Source organism: Sphingomonas sp. STIS6.2 (assembly GCF_000732685.2).
In the GTDB taxonomy this organism is placed as follows: domain Bacteria; phylum Pseudomonadota; class Alphaproteobacteria; order Sphingomonadales; family Sphingomonadaceae; genus Sphingomonas; species Sphingomonas aerolata.
The window spans coordinates 127405-152741 of record NZ_JPDP02000159.1 but is presented as its reverse complement, the minus strand read 5'-3'; the positions used below and the strand labels follow the sequence as shown (position 1 = coordinate 152741).

The following is a 25337-nucleotide window of genomic DNA, read 5'->3' as shown; positions in this document are numbered from 1 at the left end:
GAGGAGGTGCGGCAGTATCGCCGCCTTCCTTGGGGGGATGAACACCGTGACGACCAATCGCCGGCGCCTGCGCCGTTCGTTCGTGATGGGCGCAGCCTGCGCCGCGCTGTCGACCGCCTTTGCACCCGCCGCGGCAATCGCGCAGGCGAAGATGGTACGCGTGCATCTGGGTGCCCAGTCGCTCGGCCGATCGCTCGAAGCGCTCGCCCGCCAGAGCGGCATCGACATCCTGTTCACGCCCGCTGCGGTTGCCGGTCGGACCGCACCCGCGATCGACGGCACGATGGCAGCGCACGCCGCGGTCGAGCGGCTGATCGCCGGCACCGGGCTGATGGTCCGCCAGCAGCCCAATGGTGCGCTGATCGTCGCCGCAACGGTCGAGACCGCAGCGCCGCAGACCGCAGCGACCACGCCGGACGACGAGACCCGCGAGATCGTCGTGACGGGCTATGCGAGCAGCCTGACCGGCGCGCTGGCGCAGAAGCGCAAGGCGACCAACGTCATCGACGTCGTCAAGGCCGAGGATATCGGCAAGTTTCCCGCGCAGAACATCGCCGAAGCGCTCCAGCGCGTGCCCGGCGTCTCGATCGTCCGCGATCGCGGCGAGGGCGTGTTCGTCCGCATCCGCGGGCTTGGCGCCAATTTCCAGGTGGTGACGCTCAACGATCGCTCCGTCGCGGTGAACGAGAATGTGCGCGACAGCGGCCAGAGCGGGCGCCAGTTCCGGTTCGACACGCTGCCGTCCGAGCTCATGTCCGCGGTCGAGGTGATCAAGAGCCCGCGCGCGAGCCTCGACGAAGGCGGCATCGGCGGCACGATCAACCTGCGCACCTTTCGTCCGCTCGACCTGAAGAAGCCGGTGCTGTCGCTATCCGCCACGGCCAGTTCGCCGCGCCTCGCCGACGCGGTCGATCCGCGACTGTCGGGCATGGCGAGCTGGGCGAGCCCGGACGGCAAGTTCGGCGCGCTGATCGCGGGCGTCTATGACGAGCGCACCACGCGGCAGGACCGGATCACCGGCGTCGGCTGGGCGGACGGCAAGATCGACACCGACGGCAATGGCTCGCTCGACAGCGCCACGATTCTCATCCCGACCGCGATCCGCCCGACGCTCGAGCGCGAGAACCGCGACCGGATCGGCATCAACGGCGCGGTGCAGTGGAAGCCCGACGACCGGTTCGAACTGAACGTCGACGGGCTGTGGAGCCGGCTGAACGTCGCCTATGACGAGCTGACCTATTCGGCGGCGGATGGCTCCAACCTGCCGCGCGGGATCGTGCCGGGCAGCGCAGTGATCGAGAACGGCGTGCTGACCGGTGCGACCACGACCGCCTCGACCACGCAGATTGGCCGCGAGACGTCGGTGCTCCAGTACAAGAACTGGCTGGTCGGCACCAATGCGCGCTGGCAGGCGGGCGGCTGGACGATCGCCGCGGACGGCAGCATCGGCCAGGCCTATTCGAACACGCCCGAGCCGATCTACCGCACCCGTCTGCTCGGCACGGTGGGCGCGACGACGTTCGATTTCGGCAAGGCTGGCGATCGGCTGCCCAACGTCACGCTGCTCAGCGCCGACCTGTCGAACCCGGCGCTGCTGCCCGGACGGCGCATCGAATACCGCGTCAATGACTCCAAGGACCGCGAACGCGCCGCGAAGCTCGACGTGACGCGCGACCTGACCGGCGTGGTCAGTGCGCTGCGTGCGGGGGTGAAATACCAGAAAAGAACACGCGCCTATGATCGCCGCGACATCAATTTCACTAGCGGCATCGCCGGCAAATATTTCGACGCGAGCTATTTCGTCCCGTTCCCGGTCGATGATTTCCTGAAGGGCGCGAACGGCACCCTGCCGACCAGCTGGGCGATGCCCGATCCCGCCAGGTTCCTCGCTGCCGCCACCGGCAAGGAGGCGCTGCTCGCCGCACCGCTTGCACGCGGCGATCTGCGCAACAGCTATGCGATCGGCGAGGAGATCGTCGCGGGCTACGCGATGGCCGACTTCGCGTTCCCGCTCGGCGGCATCGCAGTGCGCGGCGATATCGGCGTGCGCTATGCCCGGACGCGCCAGGCCTCGTCGGGTTATGCCGATGACGGCAAGGTCGCGCTGCCCGTCAGCTACGACAAGACCTATGACAACATCCTCCCCTCGCTCAATCTGGTCGCGGAGGTCTCCCCCGATCTGCAGATGCGCTTCGCTGCGTCGAAGGTGATCACCCGGCCGTCGCTCGCCGACCTGGCGCCGCGCCTCACGATCAATTCGAGCCCGACCGTCCTCACCGCGGTCGGCGGCAATCCCGAGCTGAAGCCGTTCGAGGCATGGCAATATGACGGCACGGTCGAATGGTATTTCGCGCCCGGCAGCGCGCTGGTCGGCGGTGTGTTCTACAAGGACATCACGACCTTCGTGTTCCAGCAGACGCGCGACTTCGTTCTCGACGGTCAGACCTATCGCCTGACCGCGCCCAAGAATGGCGGCGACGCCTATGTCGCGGGGATCGAGATCGCGTATCAGCAGCTGTTCAAGATGCTCCCCGCGCCGTTCGACGGGCTCGGCGCGCAGGCCAATTACACGCACACGAAGACCGGCGGCACCTATGCGCTCGCGACCGGCGGCGTTTTCCGCGATGCGCTGGTCGACGTCGCCAAGGACAGCTTCAACCTGACCGCCTTCTACGAGAAGGAGCGCGTCGGCGCGCGGGTGAGCTACAGTTGGCGCGGCAATGTGCTGCGCGACGTCGGCGGCGCGGGGCTCGCCGCCAACAACGACAGCGCGTTCGGCAGCCTCGATTTCGACATGTCGTACAAGGTGACGCCGAACGTGACCTTCGTCGTGCAGGGGATCAACATGGCCGGCGGCGTCCAGTGGCAATATGTCCGCGACAACCAGTTTGCGGGCTATACCGATTACGGGCGGACGTTCATGGCCGGCGTCAGGGCGAAGTTCTGATGCGGATAGCCTCGCTGGCGGCCGGCCTCGCGCTGGTCGCCTCGTCCCTCGCGCCGGCACAAACGTCGCCGCCGCGAGAGGACAAACTCGAGCGCGTCGTCATCGTCATGCGCCACGGCGTCCGCAGCGCGATGTCGAGCCCGGAAGAGCTCGGCCGCTACAGCCGCCGCGCCTGGCCGCGTTTCAAGGTGCCGGCGGGGCACCTGACCGCGAATGGCGCGACACTCGTGACGATGCTCGGCGGCTGGTACGCGGCGCGCTACCGGCAGCAGGGCCTGCTCGGCGCGAGCGACTGCGCGGTCTATTACTGGGCGAACCACACGCAGCGCACCGAGGCGACCGCGACTGCGCTTGCCGCCGGCCTGACGCCGGGGTGCGCGGCGCCGATCCACCAGTCGGCGGCCGCGCCCGATCCGCTGTTCGAGGCGCCGCAGACCCCGCTCGCGCCGCTCGACGCCACGCGGATGCTCGCGGCGATCTCCGCGCGGGTCGGCGGCGATCTGGCGGCGTGGGACGCGCGCCAGACACCCGACCGCGATCGGTTCGAGGCACTGATGCTGCAATGCCGCCGCATCCCGTGCTCGTCGGCCGAGCGCACCCGGGTCCAGCGCCGGCTGGGCGATACCCCGATCGCGATGCGGATCGACGCGACGGGCAAGCCCGATCTCACCTCGCCCAGTCTGCAGGTCGCCGGGATCGCCGAGAGCCTCGTCATGGCCTATGCGGACGGGCTCGCCTTCCCCGGCTGGAGCGGGATCGACGCAGCGACGATCGGCAAGGCGCTCGCCGTCCATGGGGCCGGCATCGACCTGCGCACGCGCACCCCGGAAGTCGGCCGCCAGACCAGCAGCTATCTGGCGATGCGGCTGCTCGCGACGCTCCAGCGCGGCGCTGGCGCGACCGCGCTGGCCGACCCGATCGGCGACGCGGAGAAGATTGTCGTCGTCAGCGGCCATGACGGCACGGTAACGATGCTCGCCGGGCTGCTCGGTCTCGACTGGACGCTGCGCGACTACGGCCCCGGCGAAGCCGCTCCCGGCGGCGGGCTGGTGTTCGAGCTGTGGCGTCGTGGCGCGACCGGCAAAAGCGTCGTGCGGGTCCGCTATGTCGCGCAGGGGCTCGACCAGATGCGCTACCGCATCCCGCTATCGGTGCAGACTCCGCCCGAAACCGTCGCGATCCCGGTTCCCGGCTGCGGCGACCCCTGCCCGCTTCCCCGCTTCACGCGCTACGTCCTCGATCAGGTGTCGCCCCCACCGCAGGGATAGCGCGGAGGCGCGCTTAATTGCCCTCGGCGTCGACGACAAACACCACGGGCTTGCCGCGCGACATCGGCTCCCAGCCTGCGCCCAACGCCGCCCGGATACCGCGCGAGATGGTCGGATCGTCGATCTGGAGCCGTCCGCGCGGCAACCCCTTCAGCAGGCGCTTGGGGGCCGGGAATTCGAGCATCGCCTCACGCTGGCAGTCCTTTTCGAGCAGCGCAAGGACCATCCCCTTCCACCCGTCGTCGTCCGACCATTGCGGCTCGCTCTCGAGGCGCCAGTCATAGGTGGTGCCATCGACGTCGATGGTACCGGAAGTGCTGAGATTTTTCGACATGCCGCCGCCTTAGCAGGTCTGTCACGGCATGCCATGCGTCCGATCGCACGCCATGGCCGGTCCTGAATTACCAGCCTGCGACGGAGCCGCTATGTTCTTGGCGTGGGTGATCGTAGAAGCCGCCAAAAGCGCACCGGGGGAGCCATGACGACGAAATCGCGCTATCAGGCGCCCGCGCTCAAAAAGGGGCTCGAGATCCTCGAGCTGCTGGCCGCCGCCACCGCGCCGCTCAACATGTCGGATATCTCGACCGCGCTCGGCCGGTCGGTCAGCGAGATCTTCCGCATGCTGCAGGTGCTCGAGGAACACCGCTATATCGCGCGGGGAGATGACGGCTATCGGCTAACCAACCGGCTGTTCGCGCTCGGCATGAGCCAGCCGCCGGTCCGCAATCTCGTCGGTATCGCGCTCCCGGTGATGAGCGAGGTCGCGCGGCGGACCGGACAAAGCTGTCACATGGCGGTGGCGTCAGGTGCCGAGATGGTCGTGATCGTCGGCGTCGAGGCCCCCAGCCTGTCGGGCTTTGCCATCCGCGTGGGCTATCGCCGACCGCTGCATCGCTCGGCGTCGGGACGGGTCCTGCTGGCGTTCCAGTCGGCGGATGTGCGCCAGGCCATGCTCGACGACGTGCGTCTGGCGGGCGCTGCGTTCGCCGCGCTGGCGGCGGAGCTGGACGCGATCGCGGCGAAGGGTCTGCACACCACCCCAAGTCCGGTCCTGAATGCGATCACCGACATGTCGGTTCCCATTCTGGTGATGGGGTCCGCGCGGGCGGCGTTGACCGTGCCCTTCGTCGATGGCCCGGGCGCGCGCGTGACGCTGGACGCGTCGCAGGCGGTGCTGCGCCACGCCGCGGCGACGATCGCCGAGCAGCTGTCCCCCGAAGTCCGCGACGGGCTGTATCAGCGGGTCGTCGACCACGGCGTGCCCGACGCTGGATCCGACGGCTGAACGCTCCAAGCGTGTCGCCTACTCCCCTCATCACGATGGAACACGATATCATGTGGCATTGCCTTCTGCTCGACCTTCACGACGATGCCGCGCTGATCGCGGCGTATCGCGATCGCCACCGCGCGGTGCCGCCGGCCGTGCTCGCCTCGATCCGGGCGGCGGGGATCGAGGCGATGGACATCTATCAGCGCGATGACCGGCTGGTGATGATGATGCGGACCGGTCCCGACTTCGACCCCGAGGCGAAGGCCGCGGCCGACGCGTCCGATCCCGCCGTGGTCGCGTGGGAGGCCGCGATGTCGCGCCTGCAGCGCCCGTTGCCGAGCGCGCAACCGGGCGAGAAATGGCTGCCCGCCGAACGGATCTTCGCGCTCGACGAGCAGGGCTGACCGGTCAGGTCAGCGTGCGGTCGAGATGCGTGTAGCCGCCATCGGGGATAATCCACTGCCCGGTCGTGTGCGACGACCGCGCCGACAGCAGGAACACCACGGTATCGGCGATCTCTCGATCGGTCGTCAGCCGGCGCCCGAGCGGGATGTTGCCCGCGATCTCGTCGAGCTTGGCCTGCGGATCGTCGAACGTGTCGATCCACGCGCGGTAGAGCGGCGTCATCACCTCGGCAGGGAGCACCGCGTTGACGCGGACGCCGTCGCCGACCAGCGCCGCCGCCCATTCGCGCGTCAGGCCGAGCTGGGCGGCCTTGGCGGCGACATAGCCGCTGGTCTGGCCCTGCCCGGTCAGCGCGGTCTTCGACGAGATGTTGACGATCGCGCCGCGGCTGGCCTTCAAGTGCGGCAGGCAATGATGCGCCATGCCGTAATAATGGCCGACATTGGCGACCAGCGACGCGAGGAAGGCCGCCGTTCCCGCTTCCAGCCCGATCCCGTCATTGGCGCCCGCATTGTTGACCAGGCCATGGATGCCGTGCCCCGCCGCGACGATCTGCGCGACTGCCGAGGCGCAGGCGCCGTCGTCGGTCATCTCGGTGCGGATGAACATCGTTGCGGGCTGAAGCGCACGGATATTCGCCTCGAACGCAGGGTCGAGCGCGCTGCGACCGAGGATCGCGGGGATCGCGCCCTCCTCCGCAAGCAGCGTCGAGATCGCGCCGCCGATCCCGGCGCCACCGCCGGTGACGATCACCAGTTTACCGTCGAGTCCCAGCTTCATGATAGTCCATCCTCGATAGTAGATAAGCGATAGACGCGCGCCGCCGTGCCGCCAAAGATCGCATCGCGGTGCCCCGGGCAGGCGCGCGCGACGAAGGTTTCGATCAGGTCGACCACCGCCGCATGCTCGGCGGCAAGCAGGCACACCGGCCAGTCGGATCCGAAGATCAGACGGTCCGGTCCGAAGCAGGCGAGCAGATGGTCGAGATACTGCGCGATGTCGGTCGGCGACCAGGCGGCGTGATCGGCCTCGGTCACCAGCCCCGACAGCTTGCAGGTGACGTCTGGAAAGGCGGCGATGGCCGCGATCGTCCGGGCCCAGGGGCCCCATTCGCCACCCGCGATGTCGGGCTTGCCGCCATGATCGAGTACCAGCGACCCCGCCCCGGCCGCTTCGAGCAGGTCGGCAACGCAGGCGAGCTGTGCCGGCCCGCGGACGAGTATGTCATAGACGAGACCGCGCGACAGGATCGTCCGCACGCCGCGCAGGACATCCTCGCGCAGCAGATAGCGCGGATCGGGTTCGTCCTGCGCGATGTGCCGTATGCCCACAAGCGACCGCGATGCGTGACGGTCGAGCTGGGCTGCGACGTCGGGCGCGGTCAGGTCGACCCAGCCGACGACACCCATGATCCAGGGAGTCGCGTCCGCGAGCGCGAGCAGCCAGTCGGTCTCCGCCGCGCTGTGGCAGGCCTGCACCGCGATGCAGCCGTCGAACGCGGCGGCCTCCAGCGCGGGCCGGACGTCGACCGGGAGCCGGTCGCGCGCGAGCACGCTGCCGGGCTGGATCCAGTCATACTCCACCGTGCGATAGCGCCAGAAATGCTGGTGCGCATCGATCCTCTTCACCATCGGGCTTTTGCATCCCTTCACTTGTTGCTCACCTGTGACATGATTTTTTATATATGCAAACCTCTCTCAAGGCCTATGATGGCGGCAATCGCACCAGAGGCGACGAAGAGAGGATGTCATGGCACACGCTGCGAAGGGCTCGAGCCACATGGCCGACATAGCTGACACCGCGTCGAGCACAGGGCGTTTCATCCGGCCGGGATTTCGGACGGGCTTCATCCTCGTCACCAGCCTGTTCTTCCTCTGGGCGCTTGCCAACAACTTCAACGACATCCTGATTCGCCAGTTCCAGAAGGCGCTCGACCTCAATCGTGCGCAGGCCGGCCTGATCCAGTTCGTCTTCTATGTCGGCTATTTCGTGATGGCGCTGCCCGCGGGTCTGGTCATGCGCCGCTTCGGATACCGCGCAGGCATATTGACCGGACTGGCGCTGTACGCGATCGGCGCTTTGCTGTTCTGGCCCGCCGCCGAAGTCCGCGAATATGCGGCCTTTCTCGGCGCGCTGTTCGTGCTGGCGTCGGGTGCTGCCTTTCTGGAAACCGCCGCCAACCCCTATATCGTCGCGTTCGGCGACCCGGCGCGTGCCTCGCAGCGACTGAACCTCGCCCAGGCGTTCAACGGCTTCGGCGCGGTGCTCGCGCCGACGATCGGCGGTCTGTTCATCTTCTCAGGCGTCGAGCATGACGCGGCGACGCTGACGACGATGCCGCAGGCGCAGTTGGTCGCGTATCGCGTCGCCGAGGCGCGCATGGTGCAGGTGCCCTATCTGCTGCTGGCGATCATCGTCGTGCTGGTCGGCGTCGCCATCGCACTGGTCCGCCTCCCCGCGCTCGACACCAAGACCGACGACAGCGCGCATGACGGGCTGTTCACGGTCCTGCGCGCGCCGGGGCTGTGGCGCGCGGTGGTCGCACAGTTCTTCTATGTCGGCGCACAGGTCGGCATCTGGAGCTTCTTCGTTGATTTCGTGAAGGACAGCCTGCCCGCCACGCCCGAGCGGTCGGCCGCCTATCTCCTGTCGCTCAGCCTCGTGCTGTTCATGGCGGGGCGGTTCATCGGCGCTGCGCTGATGCACAGGCTGCCGGCGACCCGGTTGCTGTTCGGGTGCGCGGTCGCCAACATCGCGCTCTGCGCGGTCGCGATGCTGTCGGGCGGCTGGATCGCGGTCGGTGCGCTGGGGCTGACCAGCTTCTTCATGTCGATCATGTTCCCGACGATCTTCGCGCTCGGCGTCCGCGATCTCGGACCGCGCGCGACGATCGGCTCTTCGCTGATCATCATGGCGATCATCGGTGGCGCGCTGGTGCCGCCGGTGATGGGCCTGATCGCGGGCGCAGCGGGTGGCCTGCACGTCGCGATGGCGTTGCCGCTGGTCTGTTTCGCGGTCGTCGCACTGTTCGCGCGCGGCGCGACCGACGCCCCCCTTTCCCCTACCATGAGGACGATCCATTGAGACTGAACGGTAAACGCGCGCTGGTGACCGCTGCGGCGCAGGGCATCGGCCGATCGATCGCGGAGGCGTTCGTCGCACAGGGCGCGACGGTCTACGCCGCCGACGTGAACGGCGAGCTGCTCGCGACGGTCCCGGGCGTCACGCCCATCATGCTCGACGTCACCGATGCAGAAGCGGTCGCGGCGCTGCCGGCGCAGATCGGCGACATCGACATCCTCGTCAACGGTGCAGGCTATGTCCATGCGGGCGATATCCTGGCCTGCGACGAGGACGCCTTTGCGTTTTCGATGACCCTGAACGTCACGTCGATGTACCGGCTGTGCCGGGCCTTCCTGCCGGGCATGCTCGCGCAGGGCAGCGGATCGATCGTCAACCTCGCCTCGATCGCCTCGAGCGTGAAGGGCATTCCCAACCGCTTCGCCTATGGCACGACCAAGGCCGCGGTGATCGGCCTGACCAAGGCGATCGCAGCGGATTATGTCCTGCGCGGCGTCCGCTGCAACGCGATCTGCCCGGGCACGATCGACTCCCCGTCGCTGCGCCAGCGCGTCGCCGAGCAGGCGAGCGCGGCCGGCATTCCGCTCGAAGAGGCGACCGCCGCGTTCGTCGCGCGCCAGCCCGTCGGGCGCCTTGGCCGCCCCGAGGAGATCGCAGCGCTCGCGCTGTACCTTGCGTCCGACGAAAGTGCATTCACCACCGGCACGACCCATGTCATCGACGGCGGCTGGGTCAACTGACCACCCCCTTCCCACGACCTAGAACCAGAGGACGTTCGCTCCATGAAACTGTTACGCTACGGCCCGATCGGCCATGAAAAGCCCGGCATGCTCGATGCCGATGGTGCGATCCGCGATCTGTCAGGGGTCGTGGGCGACATTGCCGGCGACACGCTGACGCCCGAGGGGATCGCGACGCTGGCCGCGATCGACCCGGCGATGCTGCCGCTGGTCGACGGCACGCCGCGCTACGGCGCCTGCGTCGGCGCGGTCGGCAAGTTCATCTGCATCGGCCTCAATTACAGCGATCACGCCGCCGAAAGCGGGATGGACGTGCCCAAGGAGCCGGTCATCTTCAACAAATGGACCAGCGCGATCTGCGGCCCCGACGACGCGGTCGAAATGCCCCGCGGCTCGACTAAGCTCGACTGGGAAGTCGAACTCGGCGTCGTGATCGGCAAGCCCGGGCGCTACATCGACGAAGCCGATGCGATGGCGCATGTCGCGGGCTATTGCGTCATCAACGACGTCAGCGAACGCGAATACCAGCTCGAGCGGGGCGGCACCTGGGACAAGGGCAAGGGCTGCGACACGTTCGGCCCGATCGGCCCGTGGCTTGTCACGGCCGACGAGGTGCCCAATCCGCAGGCGCTGCGTCTGTGGCTAGAGGTCGATGGTCACAAGTATCAGGACGGCACGACCGCGACGATGGTGTTCGGGGTGGCCGAGATCGTCTCCTATCTCAGCCGCTTCATGAGCCTCCAGTCGGGCGACGTGATCTCGACCGGCACGCCCCCCGGCGTCGGCCTCGGCCAGAAGCCGCCGAAATATCTGGCGGTGGGCAATGTCATGCGCCTCGGCATCGACGGCCTTGGCGAGCAGACCCAGCGCGTCGTGGAAGCGCGCGCATGACGACGATCACCGGGCTGCGCATTCGCGACGTCCGCTTCCCGACCAGCCTTTCGCTCGACGGCTCGGACGCGATGAACCCCGACCCCGATTACTCTGCCGCCTATGTCGTGCTGGAGACGGACACGGCCGGGCTCGAAGGGCACGGCCTGACCTTCACGATCGGGCGCGGCAACGAGATCTGCGTCGCCGCGATCGGCGCACTACGCGAGCGGGTGATCGGGCTCGACCTCGACTGGATTGCGGCGGATGCCGGGCGGTTCTGGCGCCACGTCACCAATGACAGCCAGCTGCGCTGGATCGGCCCCGACAAGGGCGCGATCCATCTGGCGACCGGCGCCGTCGTCAACGCAGTGTGGGATCTGTGGGCGAAGAGCGTCGGCAAGCCGGTCTGGCAGCTGGTCGCGGACATGACGCCTGAGGAACTCGTCCGCACGATCGACTTCCGATACATCACCGACTGCATCACGCCCGACGAGGCGCTCGCACTGCTGACCAAGCGCGCCGAGGGCAAGGCGGAGCGCGTCGCGACGCTCAAGGCCGAGGGCTTTCCCTGCTACACGACGTCGGCGGGCTGGCTCGGCTATTCGGACGAGAAGCTCTACCGGCTGGCGCGCGAGGCGGTCGATGCCGGGTTCGATCATATCAAGCTGAAGGTCGGGCGCGATCTCGACGACGATATCCGCCGGCTGCGGATCGCGCGCGAGGCGATCGGTCCGCACGCCAAGCTGATGATAGACGCCAACCAGATCTGGGAGGTCGATCAGGCGATCGAATGGGTCAACGCGCTCGCCTTCGCGAACCCGTGGTTCATCGAGGAGCCGACCAGCCCCGACGACGTGCTGGGCCATGCCAAGATCCGCCGCGGGATCGGATCGGTCAAGGTCGCAACCGGTGAGATGTGCCAGAACCGCATCCTGTTCAAACAGTTCATGGACGCGGGCGCGATCGACGTCGTGCAGATCGACGCGTGCCGTCTCGGGGGCGTCAACGAGGTGCTCGCGGTCCTGCTGATGGCGGCCAAGCACGACCTGCCGGTCTGTCCGCATGCCGGCGGCGTGGGGCTGTGCGAATATGTCCAGCATCTGTCGATGATCGACTATCTGTGCTTTTCCGGCACGCGCGAGGGTCGGGTGATCGAATATGTCGATCATCTGCATGAGCATTTCGTCGATCCCTGCGTCATCCGCGATGCCGCCTACATGCCGCCGACGCGGCCGGGCTATTCGATCGAGATGAAGCCCGCATCGCTCGAACGTTATGCGGTGTCGGCGGAAGTGCGATACTGATCGCGTCATGATCATCGCCTCGACGCACGACTTCCGCGAAGCCGCCCGACGGCGGCTGCCGCGCTTCCTGTTCGATTATGCGGACGGCGGTGCCTATGCGGAGCAGACGCTGCGGCGCAATGTCGACGATCTTGCCGACATTGCGCTGCGCCAGCGCGTGCTGCGCGACGTCGCCGACATCGATCTGACCACGTCGCTGTTCGGGCGGACGATGGCGCTTCCGGTCGCGCTGGGACCTGTCGGGATAAGCGGCATGTATCATCGGCGCGGTGAAACTCAGGCTGCGCGCGCGGCGACCACCGCGGGCGTTCCCTTCTGCCTGTCGACGGTTTCGATCTGTCCCTTGTCGGAGGTAAAGCAGGCGAGCGGTACGGGTGCGCTGTGGTTCCAGCTCTACGTGATCCGCGACCGGGCGTTCATGCGCGACCTGATCGCCACTGCGAAACAGATAGGCGCGGAAGCGCTCGTCTTCACCGTCGACATGCCGGTCCCCGGCGCGCGGTACCGCGACGCGCATTCCGGCATGTCCGGCGCGGGCGCCCCCTTGAAGCGCGTCCTGCAGGCGATGGGCCGGCCCGGCTGGGCGTGGGACGTCGGGCTGCGCGGGCGGCCGCACAAGCTCGGCAACCTCGAACCCGTGCTCGGCAGCAACAGCGGGCTCAATGACTATATGGGCTGGCTCGGCGCGAACTTCGATCCGTCGATCGGCTGGGCCGATCTCGAATGGATCCGCTCGGCCTGGGATGGGCCGCTGATCATCAAGGGGATCCTCGACGTCGAGGACGCGCGCGAGGCGGTGAAGATCGGCGCGGACGGCATTATCGTTTCCAACCATGGCGGCCGCCAGCTCGACGGCGTGCTGTCGACTGCACGCGCACTGCCGGCGATCGCGGACGCGGTCCGCGGCCAGGTCACGGTGCTGGCGGACTCCGGCGTACGGTCGGGGCTAGACGTCGTGCGGATGCTGGCACTGGGCGCGGAGGGCGTGCTGCTCGGCCGTGCCTGGGTCTATGCGCTTGCCGCGCGGGGCGAGGCCGGGGTCGACCTGCTCTTGACGCTGATCGAACGCGAGATGCGCGTCGCAATGGCACTGACCGGCGTCCGCCGGATCGCCGATATCGATCGGACCATCCTGGCCTAGGGTCGTGGACGACAGCGCCCGCCAGGCCGCGCGTTACACGGACCGCGCCGCCTGCCACACCGCGACGAGCGAACGCGCGCGGGTGCCGACGACAGCGGCGGTGTCGCCCGGCTTGTAGAGCGCGCCACCGACGCCGATCCCCTCGGCACCCGCCGCCAGCCAATCGGCGAGATTGTCCGCCCCCGTGCCGCCGACTGCCCAGACACGGACGGTCTTCGGCAGGATCTCGCGCACCGCCTTCAGATAAGCGGGTCCGAACGCGACCGCGGGAAACAGCTTCAGGCGTCGTGCACCCGCGGCGATCGCCTGGAACGCCTCGCTCGGCGTGACGAACCCGGGCATGGGCTCGAGCCCGAGTTCAACGCCGCGGGCGATGACGGCGGGGTTGGTGTTTGGGGTCACCATGATCGTGCCGCCGGTCGCGGCCAGCGCCTCGACCGCGGCGATGTCGAGCACCGTCCCCCCGCCGATCGCGGCCCGATCGCCGAACGCCTGCTGCAACATGCGGATGCTCGTCGCCGGGTCTGGCGAGTTGAACGGCACCTCGATCAGGCGGATGCCGGCGTCGACCAGCGTCTCGCCGATCGCCAGCACCTCGTCGGGTGCGACGCCGCGCAGGATGGCGACGATGGGCGCGGTGCCCGATGCGAGCAGATCATCGACGGTCATGGTGTCTCCAGCAAGGCAAGACCGGCAAGCGCACAGGCTTCGCCGGTATGAACGGTAGCGCCAAGGCCGCGCGCCGCGAGCGCCCGGCCATAGCGGTCAGCGAGCGCCGGATCACCGATCAGCGTGATGGTGCCGGTGGCCGCGGGCAGGATCTCGGCGATCTCGGCGCCGATGACCAGCCCCGACAGGAACCCTAGTGCCCAGCGGCCGCTGGCCCCCGTGCGCAGTTGCGCTGCCCGCGTCTCGAACAGCGCGCCGAGCAAATGCCCGCCCTCGGCGATACGGTCGAGCCCAGCGTCGAAACCGATGGCGTCATCCTCGGCCGCGCCATCATCCGCCGCCGCACGCGTCAACGTCGAATGCCGCCGCAGCAGCGCGAACAGCTCGCCCGTCACGAACGTCTGGAACCCGGTCACCCGGCCATCCTCGACGGTCGCCCATTTGCTATGCGTACCGGGCAGCGCGATCAGATGACGTCCGGCCGCAAGACCGGGCACAAGCGCCATCGCACCGAAGATCTGCGTTTCCTCGCCGCGCATCACATCAGGTGCGCCAGACCCGCGCGTGCAGGCAAGCCCCGCGCCGATCGTGACGGGGATCCGGTCGACCATCGCACGCGCCGATCCCGCCGCCCAGATCGCCGGATCGGCAGGACAGTCGACATAGGGAATCTCGATCCAGCCGTTGCGCGACCCCACCATGCCGCAGAGATGGATCGCGCGCGGCTCCGATGTCGCGCGCCAGCCTGCGAGCGCGGCGCACAGCACCTGCTCGGGTGTCTGGTCGCCAAGGTCCCCGATACCGGGCCCCGCGGCGCGATCGACGACCGCACCGTCCTCGATCCGGTAGAGCCGCAGGTTGCTCGTGCCCCAGTCGCCAGCGACGGTATAGCTCATCGACCGCGCCTGACGTGGCTGAGGGCGAATAGCGAACCCGCTGCGATCGCCCGATTGGGCGAGATCAAACGCTTTTCCAGAACCGGGCTCCCGTTCTTGGCCGCCGCTGACCCGCGCGACGCCTATTACTAATCCTATAATTATGTGCGACGAAGAAGCAATTGCCTCGCCGTTTCCGCGGTGGACCGGCCCGGCCTTCGTTAATTCGGCCAGACGTACCTGATCTGCAACGAGAATGACCGACAGGGGAGGATGACATGGGCAAGCTATTGCTGGCCGCGCTCGCGGCGACGACTATGCTGAGTGTCGGCACCGCCGATGCCCGCCCGCGCTGGACCGAGGCGCAGGCCAAGGCCTGGTACGCGAGGCAGCCTTGGCTGGTGGGCGCGAACTACACCCCCGCCTCCGCGATCAACCAGCTCGAAATGTGGCAGGCGGCGACCTGGGATCCCAAGCGGATCGATCACGAACTCGGCCTCGCCCAAGCGATCGGGATGAACACGATGCGCGTGTTCCTCCACGACCAGCTCTGGGTGCAGGATCCCGAAGGCTTCAAGCGCCGCATCGACGCGTTCCTGACGATCGCGCACGCGCACGGCATCCGCCCGCTGTTCGTGCTGTTCGACAGCTGCTGGGATCCCGATCCCAGGCTCGGGCCCCAGCATCCGCCTATTCCCGGCGTCCACAATTCGGGCTGGGTGCAGGGTCCGGGCCTGCCGGGGTTGCGCGACCGGAGCCGCTACCCCGCATACAAGGCCTATGTGCAGGGGATTGTCGGGGCGTTCGCGAAAGACGACCGCATCCTTGGCTGGGATGTCTGGAACGAACCCGACAATGGTGCCGACCAGTATAAGGGCCAGGACGGCAAGGAGCCGCTCGTCCGCGCGCTTCTCGCGCAGGCGTTCGACTGGGCTCGTGACGCCGACCCGTCACAGCCGCTGACATCGGGCGTGTGGCAGCATGACGACTGGACCCCGACCGGCGGCAAGCTGTCGCCGATGGAGACGCTCCAGCTGGGCCAGTCCGATGTCATCAGCTTCCATGATTACAGCTGGCCCGAGACGTTCGAGGCGCGCGTGCGCCAGCTGCTGCCGTACAACCGGCCGATCCTGTGCACCGAATATATGGCGCGCGGCAACGGATCGACGTTCGACGGCTCGCTGCCGATCGCCAAGCGCTACAATGTCGCGATGATGAACTGGGGGTTCGTCGACGGCAAGACGCAGACGCGGCTGCCTTGGGACAGCTGGAAGAAGCCCTATGTGATGGAGGAGCCGACGATCTGGTTCCACGAGGTCTTCCGCGCCGACGGCACGCCGTATCGCAAGGCGGAGACCGCCCTGATCCGCCGGCTGAGCGCGGCACCAAAGACCGTGATTTCCGGCGAACCCGGCGCACATTGGCGCTGACGCCGACCGGGTCTCAGGGGAGCGACGACGCCGCGCGACCCCAGTCGTTCGGCGTACGACCCAGATCGAGCTCGAGCGTCCCGCCCTGCAGGATTGCCGCCTGCGAGACGAACGGCGTATCGAGCGGTCGCCCGTTGAGCCGCGCCGCGCGGATGTAGCGCGTCCCCGCCCCCTGTCCGCGCGCGACTATGGTGAACGTCCGACCGCTCTCGAGCGTGATCCGGCTCCGCGGCTGGTGTGGCGCGTGGAGGTAATAGAGGTCGCTGCCGAGCTTCGGGAACAGACCGAGGCGGTTGAAGACATAATGCGAACTCATCGCGCCGCTGTCTTCATCGCCGGGATAGGCGTCCGCGGTAAATCGCCGGAAGACGATATCGGCATATTTGCTCGCCAGATCTGGCCGGCCGACCTCGCTGAACAGCCAGGGCGTCGAGAAGGACGGCTCGTTGGTGAAGTCGATCAGCCCCGCGTCGAACGCATGCTGCAACCGCCGCGTGAACGCCGCGCGCCCACCCATGATCGCGACCATGCCCGGAACGTCGTGCACCGCGCCGTACGAGTAGATCCAGCCCGTCCCCTCGTAAAAGCCGAAATTGTCGTGCGTCTTGCCGTCCCAGCCGCGCTTGGGGTCGTTCGGCTGGAACCGCCCGTCGGCAAAGCGTGGCCCCACGAACCCGATATAGCCGTCGCTGGCCGCGCGCGGATCCCAGACGTTGCGCCAGTTGCCCGCACGCGTCCCGAGCAGCGCGGCTTCGGCCGCATGCCCCGTGCCTGCCGCGACCTTCGCCGCATAATAATCGTTGAGCGCCATGCCCATCGTCGCCGATCCCGAGCGCGACCGCTGCGGCGTCCCCTCGGGGCTGCGATCGTCGACCGCGAAATAGCCGTCGACCAGATAGCGCGGCCGGCGCCGCTCGAACGCGTTGAACAGGACGACGTTCGCCGCCTTCTGCCAGTCGACGTTGGGGACACCGCGCAAGAACCCCTCGCCGATCACATTGTCGACCTCGTCGCCCGCTTGGCCGACATGGAAGTTGCGCCCGGCGATAAACGCGGTATCTGCCGCGCCATAGCGTTCCCACGTCCGCACGAACGATCCGATCACGCCCGCATAGACGCTGGGCCGGATCAGCGACATCAGCGGATAGACCGTGTGGTACGTGTCCCACAGCGTATAGTGATCGTCGTAAAGCGGCGACGCGCGCTCGCTGTCCGCCTGGTCCTGCGTGCGGTCGCGCGGCTGGATGACGCTGTGGTAGAGCGCGGTGTAGAAGCGCCGCCGGTCCGCCGCGCCGACCCCGTCGATCGTGATCCGCCCCAGCGCGTCGTTCCACGCCTTGTCCGCCGCGCTGCGAACCGCGGCCATGTCCCAGCCGGGCAGATCCTGTGCGAGCAGCGCTTCGGCGCGTGCCGCGCTCGCAAACGAGACCGCGATCTTCATCGTGACGGGCCCGCGACCCGCGCCGCCGAAACTCCACCAGGCGCGTAGCGGCTGGTCGGCGAGCGCGCTTGCGCGCGTCGCGCCGGGTGCGCGGACGTTCGCACGTTCGATTCCCCAGGCGGTCGGCTTCGCGTCGACCCTGGCGACGAACCAGACATCGACCTCCGCCGGCGACCAGTAATGCCGGGTGCGGACGCGCCCGACGATCTTGCCCTGCTCGGGGAACAGCGTCACCTCGGATCCCGCAGTGCCGAGCTCGCCCATGATCTTGCGCGTCACGTCGAACAGCAGATGCGCGTCGCCGCTGGTCGGAAAGGTGAAGCGGTACAGCGCGGCATGATGCGCGGGCGCGATCTCGACATCGGTGCCATAGCGCGCGAGCGTCACGCGGTAGCTGTCCGCCCGCGCGCGTTCGTCGCGCTTGGGCGAGAGATGCTCCGCCTCGGTCGTCGCGAGCGGCCCCGTCTGCGGCGAGACGAGGAACGTGCCATAGCTCGGCACCCCGCCCGACCCCTGCGTATGCAGCTGCGCGAACCCGCTCAGCGGTGCGGCGCGGTCATAGCCTGCATTGCTGGTCGCCGCGGTGATCGTGTTCGGGCTCGGGTGGATCGAGCCTGCGGGCAGCGTCGGCCCCGGGATCGTGTCGCCCTCGTCATCGTCCCCCGTACCGATCAGCGGATCGACATACTGGCTGAGCGGCAGCGGATCGCGCCCCGCCCCCGCCCGCTTTTCGGCCGGTGTGGCCGGTGCAGCCGCGGCCAGCACCACGCCGACCCCGACGACGCGCAGCACCGTGCAGGCCGCCGCGCCGCGGCGCGCCGTCATCGCTTCGCCGGAGTCGCACGCGCCTCCGCGGTCAGCACGAGTTCGGCCGCGAGCAGCGCGCCCTCCTGATCCTGCGCCACCGACGTGCGTTCGACCAGGTCGGTCACGAACTGCGGCCCGAACGGCAGCGGCACCTTCGAACAATCGAGATAGCGCGTCCCCTTCTTGTCCGCGATCAGCAGGTGGTTGCCGCCCGGGCGTCCCGCGATGTCCACATATTTGCGCAGCTCGATATAGCCCTCGGTGCCGAGGATGAAGAGGCGGCCGTCGCCCCAGGTCGACAGGCCGTCGGGCGTGAACCAGTCGACGCGGACATAGCCCGCACCGCCATCGCCGCTCAGCATCATGTCGCCGAAATCCTCGAACCTGGGATGCGCGGGATTGCCGAAATTGCCCGTCTGCGACGCGAGCACCTGCGCGCGCTTGCTGCCCGTCAGATAGACGAACTGGTCCGCCTGGTGGCTGCCGACATCGGTCAGGATGCCGCCGTTGCGCGCCGGGTCCCAGAACCAGTCGGGACGGCTCGGTGCGGACAGGCGGTGCGGCGCGAGGTTGATCGTCTGGATCACGCGCCCGATCGCGCCGTCATGGACGAGCTGCCCCGCCATCACCGCGGCGGGCACCTCGAGCCGTTCGGAATACATGATCGCGAACTTGCGTCCCGTCTCGCGGATCGCGCGGCGGACATCGGCGAGCTGCTTGAGCGTCACGACCGCGGCCTTGTCGCTCAGATAATCCTTGCCCGCGCGCATCACGCGGATGCCCAGCGGCGCGCGCAGCACGGGGATCGCCGCGCTGCACACCAGCTTGATCGCGCGGTCGTCGAGGATCTCCTGCTCGGACCGCGCCAGCTTGATGTCGCCATAGCGCTTGCGGAACATCGCGATCTGCTTGGGATCGGTCGCGTAGAAGGCGGTCAGGACGCCGCCGCCGCGGATCACCGCGTCGGTGATGCCATAGATATGGTTGTGGTCCATCCCGATCACCGCGAACGGCACGCGGTATTTGGCTTCGGGCGCGGGTTTGGCGACCGCCCCCTCGGTCGGCGCATCGCCGCGCGTCGCGGATTGCGCGAACGCGTCGGCGGCAAAGCCCGCGGCCAGTCCGGCGGTCAGTCCGAGCCCGAGAAGTCCCCGGCGGTTGGTGTCGCTCACAGCTCTATCCCCTTTCAGATCGCGACCAGGTTCGTCGGCCAGGTCATTGCTTGGTTACGGTCCATCGCCTGCTCGCCGAGCAGCGACGCGACGCTCGCCTGATAGGCCTGGCGCAACAGGCCGGGCAGCGGCTTGCCCGCGCGCACCGCCTCGCCAAAGCCCTCGAACTGCAGCATCGTCTCGTCATATTCGCCCCAGCCGAGCGACTCGCCGGGCGTCGTCACGGGCAGCTCGGGGAACCAGGTCGCGCCGCCGATCGGCACGGTGCGCTTGTGCCCGCGCGCGACGTCCTTGTGCATCCGCTGCAACGCCAGCACCTTGGCGGGCACTTCCTGATAGATGCGTCCCAGCTCCGGCTCGATCGTCCCCTTGCTGCCCTGGATCTGCTCCTCGCAGCCATAGCGCGCATTGTTGAGGAGCGAGGTGTAGATCAGTTTCCGCCCGCCGCTATATTCGTAGATCAGCGCGACATGGTCATAGACCTCGCGGCCATCCTTCCAGAAACATATGCTGCCCGACCCGATCACCCGCGTCGGTACCGCGTCGAGAAACCAGTTGCCGACCTGAAGCTGATGCGTCGCCAGCTCGGTCATCAGCCCCGCCGACCGGTCGCGGTACAGCCGCCAGTTGATCTGCCGGTCGTTCGCATCGGCGGGCACGGCGCGGCGCCAGGCATTGTTGCGGTGCCAGCTCGCGCGGATCTGCGTCAGCGTGCCGATCTCGCCCGCGCGCGCGCGCTTCAACGCGTTCAGGTAGGTCGGGTGGAACATCCGCTGGTGCCCGATCTGCAGGATCTTGCCCGCCGCCTTGGCGCGCGTGATCATCGCCCCGCAATCCGCGATCGTCCGCGCCATCGCCTTTTCGCACCAGACGTGCAGCCCGGCGTCGAACGCGTCGAAACAGAGCTTCGCATGCGTGTCGAGCGGCGTGGCGATGACCACCGCATCGATCCCGCGCGCATCGAGCATCGCGCGGTGATCGACAAAGCGCCGCGCGGTCGGCGCCCATTGCTGCGCCTTGACGAGGTTCGGCGCATAGCTGTCGCAGATCGCGACGACAGTGCAGTTGCGCGACTTGGCGATGTTCTGAATCAGCGCGCGACCGCGGTCGCCCGTGCCGATCACGCCCAGCCGCACCGGGTTCGACTTGACCGGCTCGGCGCCCGCCGCCGCGGAGGCCGCGGACACCGCCCAGGGTGCGGCCGTCGCCATCCCCGCGCCCGCCGTCGCCGTCAGCACGCGATCGATGAACGATCGTCGTGAAAGGTTGAAATCCTTGTCGGTCATGCCGCTTGCATCCTTGCTGTGTCGTCGGTCCGCGCCGCGGCCTTGGAAAGATCGTACAGGAACCGCCGCGCCGGCGCCGCGTCGAGCAGGCGTCGCGCGCGCGGCGCATCGGCGACGAGGAGTGCGGTGCTCATCGCCTCCGCTATGCCGCCGTTGCGGTCGATCGCCACGGTACAGCGCGCGGCGGTCACGATCCCGCCATCGGTGGGGCGGATCATCGCCGCGCGCTCGGGCGCCTGCGTGCCCGCACCGACCGTCGTCGAGATCGACAGTGCCTCGTCAACCAGCTCGACCTCGACCAGTAGCGCGTCGGAGCGAGACGGATCGGGGATCGCGAACGGCCATCCGCCGCCCAGCGGATGCTCCCCGATCACCGCGATCGAGCTTTCACCCGCGGACAGGCACGCGCAGACGACGCCAGCATCGCGCAGCGCGGCGCCCGCGCGGTCGAGCGCGAAGCCCTTGCCGAAGCCGCCGAAATCGAGCGCGAGCGGCCGGGTCGCGGCGATCCGTGCGGTGCTGCGGTCGAACACGAGATCGCCCCAGCCCGCCCCGGCGAACCGCCCATCGGCGGCCGGATCGAACAGGCCTAGGGTCAGGGCATGCGCCTCTTCGATCGCGATCAGCGCCTCGATCAGCACCGGATCGTCGATCGCGACGCCGTGCCCGGCGAGCAGTTCGTCGTTGAGCGCGGTCGTCGGCGACGGCCGGTGGATCGTCAGCGCGTCGTCGACGCTCTCGATCGCACGACGTGCTGCGACCATCGCATCCTCAGACCCTGAACCGAAGACGTGAAGCTCGATCCGCGTCCCCATCGCGACGAAGCGCTCGACCCGCGCGGCGATACCCACGTCAGGCCTTGACCTCCCAGCCGGGTTCGTACGCGACCGACCACAACTTCATCGCCTCGGCACTGCTCGGCCTGCCGGTCGTCGGATCGACGGTCAGAACACTGTTGGTGCGATAGGCCATGTTGCCCAGATGGCAGAGCGTCGTGCTGATATGCCCCTCGGTGATCGGCGAGTTGAGCGTGGTGGCCTTGCCGCGGATCACGTCGACGAAATTGTTCGCGTGATAGACGTCGAGCACACCCTCGCCAACCGTGCCGGTCGTTTCCGAGGTCGCCTTGGCCATTACCTGCCGGATCGACTTGCCCGCCAGATCATAGAGTTCGAACCCGTTGCGATCGACCACGGCCGACCCCTTGGTGCCAAGCAGCAGCACGCCGCGGCCGCGGCCATAGGTCTGCATCGCGTTGCAGCTCTGCCCGTTCCAGCGGATCACCCGGTCGTTGTCGTAGTTCAGGTCGAGCGACAGCGAGTCGTACATCTCCCAGTCGTCGCCCGCGTGGAAGCGCTTGGCCCCCTTCGCCTCGACCTTCGTCGGATAGGTCACCCCCATCAGCCAGCGCGCGATGTCGAGTTCGTGCATTGCGTTGTTGCACAGCTCGCCCGTTCCATATTGCCAGAACCAGTGCCAGTTATACGGCACCAGGTTCGACCGGTACGCCGCACGTGGCCGCGGGCCCTGCCACATGTCCCAGTCGAGCGTCGCGGGTGGGGCGACCTGCTGCCCCTTGCCGATCGATCCGCGATTATTGGCGTACCAGGTCTGCGCCTCGTACACGTCGCCCAGCTCGCCCGCCTGAACCAGTGCGAGCAGCTGCCGCGTCTCGGGGCTCGAGCGCTGCTGGTTGCCGACCTGCAGCTGGCGCCCGGTGCTCTTCTGCGCGGCGATCATCGCCTCGCCCTCGGCCGGCGCAATGCCGATCGGCTTTTCGCAATAAACGTGATGGCCCGACTTCATCCCGTCGACCGCCAGCTTGGCGTGCCAGTGATCGGGCGTCGCGACGGTGATGATGTCGATCGCCTTGTTGTCGAGCAGCTTTCGATAATCGCCTTCGGTCCGCGGCGCGGCATGGCCCTTCGCGGCAAAGGCCGCCGCGCGCTTGGCCAGTACCGCCGAGTCGACGTCGCAGAAATGCGTGACCTCGACGTTCGGGACCTTGGTGAACGCGCTCATATGCGCCTGGCCGCGGCTGTTCACGCCGACGATCGCGACGCTGAGCCGGTCGTTCGCGCCCTTGATCCGTGCATAGCTGCGCGCGGTCATCGCCATGCCCAGCGTCGCGCCCGCGCCCTTTATCATCGTCCGACGGTCCATCGTTTGATCCCCCTTAGAGTGTACGCAGCTTGATCGACCGGAACTCGACCCGGTCGCCATGATCCTGGAGCAGGATCGGCCCCTGCACGGCGTCGCCGAACCCGGCGATCCCGGCATATTTGCTTTGCGCCACCAGCGCCCGGAACGCCGGCGACCCGCGGTCATATTCGACCATCTTGAACCCGTTCAGCCAGTGCTCGACACGCGCGCCGCGCACCACGATCACCGCCCGGTTCCATTCGCCCGGCGGGTTGATCCGCTTGCCCGGGCTTGCCGGGTCGGACAGGTTCTTCGCCGCGATCAGATCGTAGAGCGAGCCGAGCGTCCGGTTGCCGTCGCGACCCATCTTCGCATCGGGATGCCGCGCATCGTCGAGCAGCTGATATTCCAGCCCGAGCGCCTCGCCCTTGCGCTTCAGCAGGCCGGCATCGACGAAATACTTGATCCCGCTGTTCGCGCCGGGTGCCAGCTTGAAATCGACCGAAAGCTCGAAATCGCGATATTCGCGGGTCGTGACGAGGTCGCCGCCGCCGCCGTCCACGCGCAGCACGCCGCCGGCCATCGTCCACCCCTTCGCCGGAAACGCCGTCCCCTTCGCGCTGCGCCAGCCGGCACCTGTCTTGCCGTCCCACAGCAGTTTCCAGCCCTCGCGCTGCTCCTCTGCGGACAGCCGATTGCTCAGCCAGCCCTGTTGCGGCAGCGCGGTCGCGGGCATCGCGTAGCGCGCCGGCGCATCGGTGATCACGCGGACGTTGCGGAACCGCACCTCGGGGTGCCGCGCGGCGTCTGCATCGGGGATCGCATGGACCTGGAACGCGATGAAGCCGCGCGCATCGACATCGTCGACGGTATCGGTCGCGGGCACGCCGTTGATCCAGCTGCGCAGTCGCGTGCCGATCGCCTCGACACGGTAGTGGTTCCAGTCGCCCGAGCGGAAGGTCTGCCGCGCCGGCGCGTTGCGGCCGAGCGTGTACAGCCATTGCCGGCGCTGTTCGTCATACATGCCCGCGCTCCACGCGCGCGCCGATGGATCGATCTCGACCTGATAGCCGTGCACAACGCCGCTGCGATAATCGGGCCGGCTCTGTCCGCGGATCATCATCCCCGAATTGAGCGCAGGGTCGGTCTTCGCATCGAACTCGACGATGAAGTCGCCATACTGGGCCTCGGACACGAGCCAGCTATTGGTCTTGCTGGGCTCGGCGCGCCCGATCAGCTCGCCATTCTCGAACGCATAGGTCGCGTTGCCCCCGGTCGCGCGCCAGCCCGCCAGCCCCGCGCGCGGCGTCACGTCGCGCCACGGTGCTTTTGACTGATCGGTGGACGATTGAGACGCAGGGGCCGCGTCGACCGACGGCTGCAGCTGCATCGGTGCGGCCGCCAAGCTCAGAATTGCGAGTGCTCGAACCATTCGCCTCCCCTTTTCTCTTTTCTGCGAGCACGGGCTGGGCAGCCCTATCCGGACAGGTCCGGTCATCTCGCATCGTTTCACCGCCGACATGTCGCTGTCGTACGTCTCTCCAAAACCGACCCTAATTTGTGGTCGGGCCACATGCAAACAGATTGTAAGGCATTTTATCGATGTTTCCGCTGGTTCGGGGCTTACCGGACTTGACGATGCCGGTGTCCGCGCGATGTAGGGGACGGCGCCGCTGTTCAGGCTGCCGTCTATCGAACGAGGAATGCAATGCAGGACGCTGAAGGCGGCGGTAAACTCTACCGCAAGATCGTGCAGGCGATCATGAAGGACATCGCGGACGGCGTGTTTCAGGTCGGCGGCCGCCTGCCCGCGGAGCGCGATCTGACGGAGCGGTTCCAGGTCAGTCGTCCGACGATCCGCGAGGCGATGATCGCGCTGGAGATGAAGGGCATGGTCGAGGCCCGCAAGGGCTCGGGCGTGTTCGTGCTGGCATCGTCATCGAACGACTCGGAGCAGGAACTCGATATCGGCGCGTTCGAGATCACCGAGGCGCGCCGCCTGCTCGAAGGCGAGGTCGCTGCGGTCGCCGCGACCGAGATCACCGAAGAGCAGCTGGTCGAGTTGCGTGGCCTGCTGGCGCAGATGGATCAGGACGACACGATCGCGGCAGAGGACGCGGATCGCCGGTTCCACATCGCGATCGCCGAGGCGACCGGCAATGCGGTGATCATCTCCGCGGTGGCCGACTTCTGGGACATGCGCTTCCGCTCGCCACTCGCGCGCGAGGTTCTGGCGAAGGCGGGAAGCCTCGGCACGGAGAACCGCATGGCCGAGCACGGCCGGATCCTGACCGCGCTGGAGGCCCGCTCGCCGATCGACGCGCGCAACGCGATGCGCGATCACCTCGCGCGTGTGATCGACCACCTGCTCGACGTCACCGAGACCGAAGCCGTCGAACGCGCGCGTGCTGCGACTGTCCAGCGCCGCCGTGCCCTGGCGCGACGCTCGGTCTGACGCACCCCAAAATATTGGTCAAACTATTTGT

Annotated in this window: 22 protein-coding genes; 11 read left to right on the top strand and 11 right to left on the bottom strand. The window is 67.9% G+C overall.

Going from position 1 to position 25337, the window contains the following annotated elements:
- Nucleotides 1-46 precede the first annotated feature (46 nt).
- Together sphst_RS15655 and sphst_RS15650 are read left to right on the top strand one after the other, a co-directional pair.
- On the top strand, nucleotides 47-2947 hold the full coding sequence (locus sphst_RS15655; protein WP_234387703.1) for a TonB-dependent receptor: 2901 nt from the start codon (nucleotides 47-49) through the stop codon (nucleotides 2945-2947).
- Entirely contained in the window at nucleotides 2947-4215 is a 1269-nt protein-coding gene (locus sphst_RS15650; RefSeq protein ID WP_107045806.1) for a histidine-type phosphatase, read from the top strand. Before sphst_RS15655 ends, sphst_RS15650 begins: the two co-directional genes overlap by 1 nt.
- Before the next feature lie 13 nt (nucleotides 4216-4228).
- Here sphst_RS15650 and sphst_RS15645 read toward each other — a convergent pair whose 3' ends face one another.
- Entirely contained in the window at nucleotides 4229-4549 is a 321-nt protein-coding gene (locus sphst_RS15645) for a hypothetical protein (RefSeq protein WP_031396391.1), read from the bottom strand.
- A 144-nt stretch (nucleotides 4550-4693) separates the two neighbouring features.
- Between sphst_RS15645 and sphst_RS15640 the strand changes: the two genes are divergently transcribed.
- Entirely contained in the window at nucleotides 4694-5500 is an 807-nt protein-coding gene (locus tag sphst_RS15640) for an IclR family transcriptional regulator (RefSeq protein WP_051916683.1), read from the top strand.
- A gap of 50 nt (nucleotides 5501-5550) precedes the next feature.
- Entirely contained in the window at nucleotides 5551-5889 is a 339-nt protein-coding gene (locus tag sphst_RS15635; protein ID WP_031396389.1) for an L-rhamnose mutarotase, read from the top strand.
- A gap of 4 nt (nucleotides 5890-5893) precedes the next feature.
- Here the strand turns inward: sphst_RS15635 and sphst_RS15630 are convergent, their stop codons facing one another.
- The gene (locus tag sphst_RS15630) at nucleotides 5894-6670 is read right to left on the bottom strand and encodes an SDR family oxidoreductase (protein WP_031396388.1); all 777 of its coding nucleotides are present in this window, start codon (nucleotides 6668-6670) and stop codon (nucleotides 5894-5896) included.
- Nucleotides 6667-7518 carry an amidohydrolase family protein gene (locus sphst_RS15625; protein WP_442800406.1) on the bottom strand — a complete coding sequence of 284 codons (852 nt, stop codon included), beginning with the start codon at nucleotides 7516-7518 and terminating at the stop codon, nucleotides 6667-6669. Before sphst_RS15625 ends, sphst_RS15630 begins: the two co-directional genes overlap by 4 nt.
- 121 nt (nucleotides 7519-7639) lie before the next feature.
- Between sphst_RS15625 and fucP the strand changes: the two genes are divergently transcribed.
- Genes fucP through lldD form a run of 5 tightly spaced genes read left to right on the top strand, consistent with a single transcriptional unit; the run spans nucleotide 7640 to nucleotide 13029 of the window.
- Nucleotides 7640-8974, top strand: coding sequence for an L-fucose:H+ symporter permease (gene fucP, locus sphst_RS15620; protein WP_081877802.1), 1335 nt, complete (start codon nucleotides 7640-7642; stop codon nucleotides 8972-8974).
- Nucleotides 8971-9711 (top strand): SDR family oxidoreductase, encoded by a 741-nt coding sequence (locus sphst_RS15615; protein ID WP_031396384.1) that lies wholly within the window; start codon nucleotides 8971-8973, stop codon nucleotides 9709-9711. The genes fucP and sphst_RS15615 overlap by 4 nt, the downstream gene beginning before the upstream one ends.
- Nucleotides 9712-9753: 42 nt before the next feature.
- A complete protein-coding gene (locus sphst_RS15610; protein WP_031396383.1) occupies nucleotides 9754-10602 on the top strand; it encodes a fumarylacetoacetate hydrolase family protein in 849 nt (282 codons plus the stop codon).
- Entirely contained in the window at nucleotides 10599-11888 is a 1290-nt protein-coding gene (locus tag sphst_RS15605) for an L-fuconate dehydratase (protein ID WP_031396382.1), read from the top strand. The genes sphst_RS15610 and sphst_RS15605 overlap by 4 nt, the downstream gene beginning before the upstream one ends.
- A 7-nt stretch (nucleotides 11889-11895) precedes the next feature.
- Complete coding sequence (gene lldD / locus sphst_RS15600) at nucleotides 11896-13029, top strand: FMN-dependent L-lactate dehydrogenase LldD (protein WP_031396381.1); 1134 nt, start codon at nucleotides 11896-11898, stop codon at nucleotides 13027-13029.
- Between the two features lie 33 nt (nucleotides 13030-13062).
- Here lldD and sphst_RS15595 read toward each other — a convergent pair whose 3' ends face one another.
- A complete protein-coding gene (locus tag sphst_RS15595) occupies nucleotides 13063-13698 on the bottom strand; it encodes a 2-dehydro-3-deoxy-6-phosphogalactonate aldolase (protein WP_107045804.1) in 636 nt (211 codons plus the stop codon).
- Nucleotides 13695-14594 (bottom strand): 2-dehydro-3-deoxygalactonokinase, encoded by a 900-nt coding sequence (locus sphst_RS15590; protein WP_031394673.1) that lies wholly within the window; start codon nucleotides 14592-14594, stop codon nucleotides 13695-13697. Before sphst_RS15590 ends, sphst_RS15595 begins: the two co-directional genes overlap by 4 nt.
- Before the next feature lie 257 nt (nucleotides 14595-14851).
- Between sphst_RS15590 and sphst_RS15585 the strand changes: the two genes are divergently transcribed.
- A complete protein-coding gene (locus sphst_RS15585; RefSeq protein WP_107045803.1) occupies nucleotides 14852-16003 on the top strand; it encodes a cellulase family glycosylhydrolase in 1152 nt (383 codons plus the stop codon).
- A 13-nt stretch (nucleotides 16004-16016) separates the two neighbouring features.
- Here sphst_RS15585 and sphst_RS15580 read toward each other — a convergent pair whose 3' ends face one another.
- Genes sphst_RS15580 through sphst_RS15555 form a run of 6 tightly spaced genes read right to left on the bottom strand, consistent with a single transcriptional unit; the run spans nucleotide 16017 to nucleotide 24283 of the window.
- Nucleotides 16017-18269, bottom strand: a complete 2253-nt coding sequence (locus sphst_RS15580; protein ID WP_107045802.1) for a GH92 family glycosyl hydrolase — start codon at nucleotides 18267-18269, stop codon at nucleotides 16017-16019.
- Complete coding sequence (locus sphst_RS15575; RefSeq protein ID WP_107045801.1) at nucleotides 18266-19423, bottom strand: Gfo/Idh/MocA family protein; 1158 nt, start codon at nucleotides 19421-19423, stop codon at nucleotides 18266-18268. The genes sphst_RS15580 and sphst_RS15575 overlap by 4 nt, the downstream gene beginning before the upstream one ends.
- A 14-nt stretch (nucleotides 19424-19437) precedes the next feature.
- Complete coding sequence (locus sphst_RS15570; RefSeq protein WP_107045800.1) at nucleotides 19438-20709, bottom strand: Gfo/Idh/MocA family protein; 1272 nt, start codon at nucleotides 20707-20709, stop codon at nucleotides 19438-19440.
- Nucleotides 20706-21560, bottom strand: a complete 855-nt coding sequence (locus tag sphst_RS15565; protein ID WP_234387702.1) for an FAD:protein FMN transferase — start codon at nucleotides 21558-21560, stop codon at nucleotides 20706-20708. Before sphst_RS15565 ends, sphst_RS15570 begins: the two co-directional genes overlap by 4 nt.
- A 1-nt stretch (nucleotide 21561) precedes the next feature.
- Nucleotides 21562-22872 (bottom strand): Gfo/Idh/MocA family protein, encoded by a 1311-nt coding sequence (locus tag sphst_RS15560; RefSeq protein WP_031395256.1) that lies wholly within the window; start codon nucleotides 22870-22872, stop codon nucleotides 21562-21564.
- A gap of 13 nt (nucleotides 22873-22885) precedes the next feature.
- Nucleotides 22886-24283 carry a 3-keto-disaccharide hydrolase gene (locus sphst_RS15555; RefSeq protein WP_234387701.1) on the bottom strand — a complete coding sequence of 466 codons (1398 nt, stop codon included), beginning with the start codon at nucleotides 24281-24283 and terminating at the stop codon, nucleotides 22886-22888.
- Between the two features lie 276 nt (nucleotides 24284-24559).
- Between sphst_RS15555 and sphst_RS15550 the strand changes: the two genes are divergently transcribed.
- Complete coding sequence (locus tag sphst_RS15550; protein ID WP_031395254.1) at nucleotides 24560-25306, top strand: FadR/GntR family transcriptional regulator; 747 nt, start codon at nucleotides 24560-24562, stop codon at nucleotides 25304-25306.
- Nucleotides 25307-25337 lie beyond the last annotated feature (31 nt).

What these genes read in the sequence shown, in the direction of transcription:
- sphst_RS15650 (WP_107045806.1), top strand. Translation starts at nt 2,947, where the DNA reads ATGCGGATAGCCTCGCTGGCGGCCGGCCTCGCGCTGGTCGCCTCGTCC.
- sphst_RS15645 (WP_031396391.1), bottom strand. Translation starts at nt 4,549, where the DNA reads ATGTCGAAAAATCTCAGCACTTCCGGTACCATCGACGTCGATGGCACC.
- sphst_RS15640 (WP_051916683.1), top strand. Translation starts at nt 4,694, where the DNA reads ATGACGACGAAATCGCGCTATCAGGCGCCCGCGCTCAAAAAGGGGCTC.
- sphst_RS15635 (WP_031396389.1), top strand. Translation starts at nt 5,551, where the DNA reads ATGTGGCATTGCCTTCTGCTCGACCTTCACGACGATGCCGCGCTGATC.
- sphst_RS15630 (WP_031396388.1), bottom strand. Translation starts at nt 6,670, where the DNA reads ATGAAGCTGGGACTCGACGGTAAACTGGTGATCGTCACCGGCGGTGGC.
- fucP (WP_081877802.1), top strand. Translation starts at nt 7,640, where the DNA reads ATGGCACACGCTGCGAAGGGCTCGAGCCACATGGCCGACATAGCTGAC.
- sphst_RS15610 (WP_031396383.1), top strand. Translation starts at nt 9,754, where the DNA reads ATGAAACTGTTACGCTACGGCCCGATCGGCCATGAAAAGCCCGGCATG.
- sphst_RS15605 (WP_031396382.1), top strand. Translation starts at nt 10,599, where the DNA reads ATGACGACGATCACCGGGCTGCGCATTCGCGACGTCCGCTTCCCGACC.
- lldD (WP_031396381.1), top strand. Translation starts at nt 11,896, where the DNA reads ATGATCATCGCCTCGACGCACGACTTCCGCGAAGCCGCCCGACGGCGG.
- sphst_RS15595 (WP_107045804.1), bottom strand. Translation starts at nt 13,698, where the DNA reads ATGACCGTCGATGATCTGCTCGCATCGGGCACCGCGCCCATCGTCGCC.
- sphst_RS15590 (WP_031394673.1), bottom strand. Translation starts at nt 14,594, where the DNA reads ATGAGCTATACCGTCGCTGGCGACTGGGGCACGAGCAACCTGCGGCTC.
- sphst_RS15585 (WP_107045803.1), top strand. Translation starts at nt 14,852, where the DNA reads ATGGGCAAGCTATTGCTGGCCGCGCTCGCGGCGACGACTATGCTGAGT.
- sphst_RS15580 (WP_107045802.1), bottom strand. Translation starts at nt 18,269, where the DNA reads ATGACGGCGCGCCGCGGCGCGGCGGCCTGCACGGTGCTGCGCGTCGTC.
- sphst_RS15570 (WP_107045800.1), bottom strand. Translation starts at nt 20,709, where the DNA reads ATGACCGACAAGGATTTCAACCTTTCACGACGATCGTTCATCGATCGC.
- sphst_RS15560 (WP_031395256.1), bottom strand. Translation starts at nt 22,872, where the DNA reads ATGGACCGTCGGACGATGATAAAGGGCGCGGGCGCGACGCTGGGCATG.
- sphst_RS15555 (WP_234387701.1), bottom strand. Translation starts at nt 24,283, where the DNA reads ATGGTTCGAGCACTCGCAATTCTGAGCTTGGCGGCCGCACCGATGCAG.
- sphst_RS15550 (WP_031395254.1), top strand. Translation starts at nt 24,560, where the DNA reads ATGCAGGACGCTGAAGGCGGCGGTAAACTCTACCGCAAGATCGTGCAG.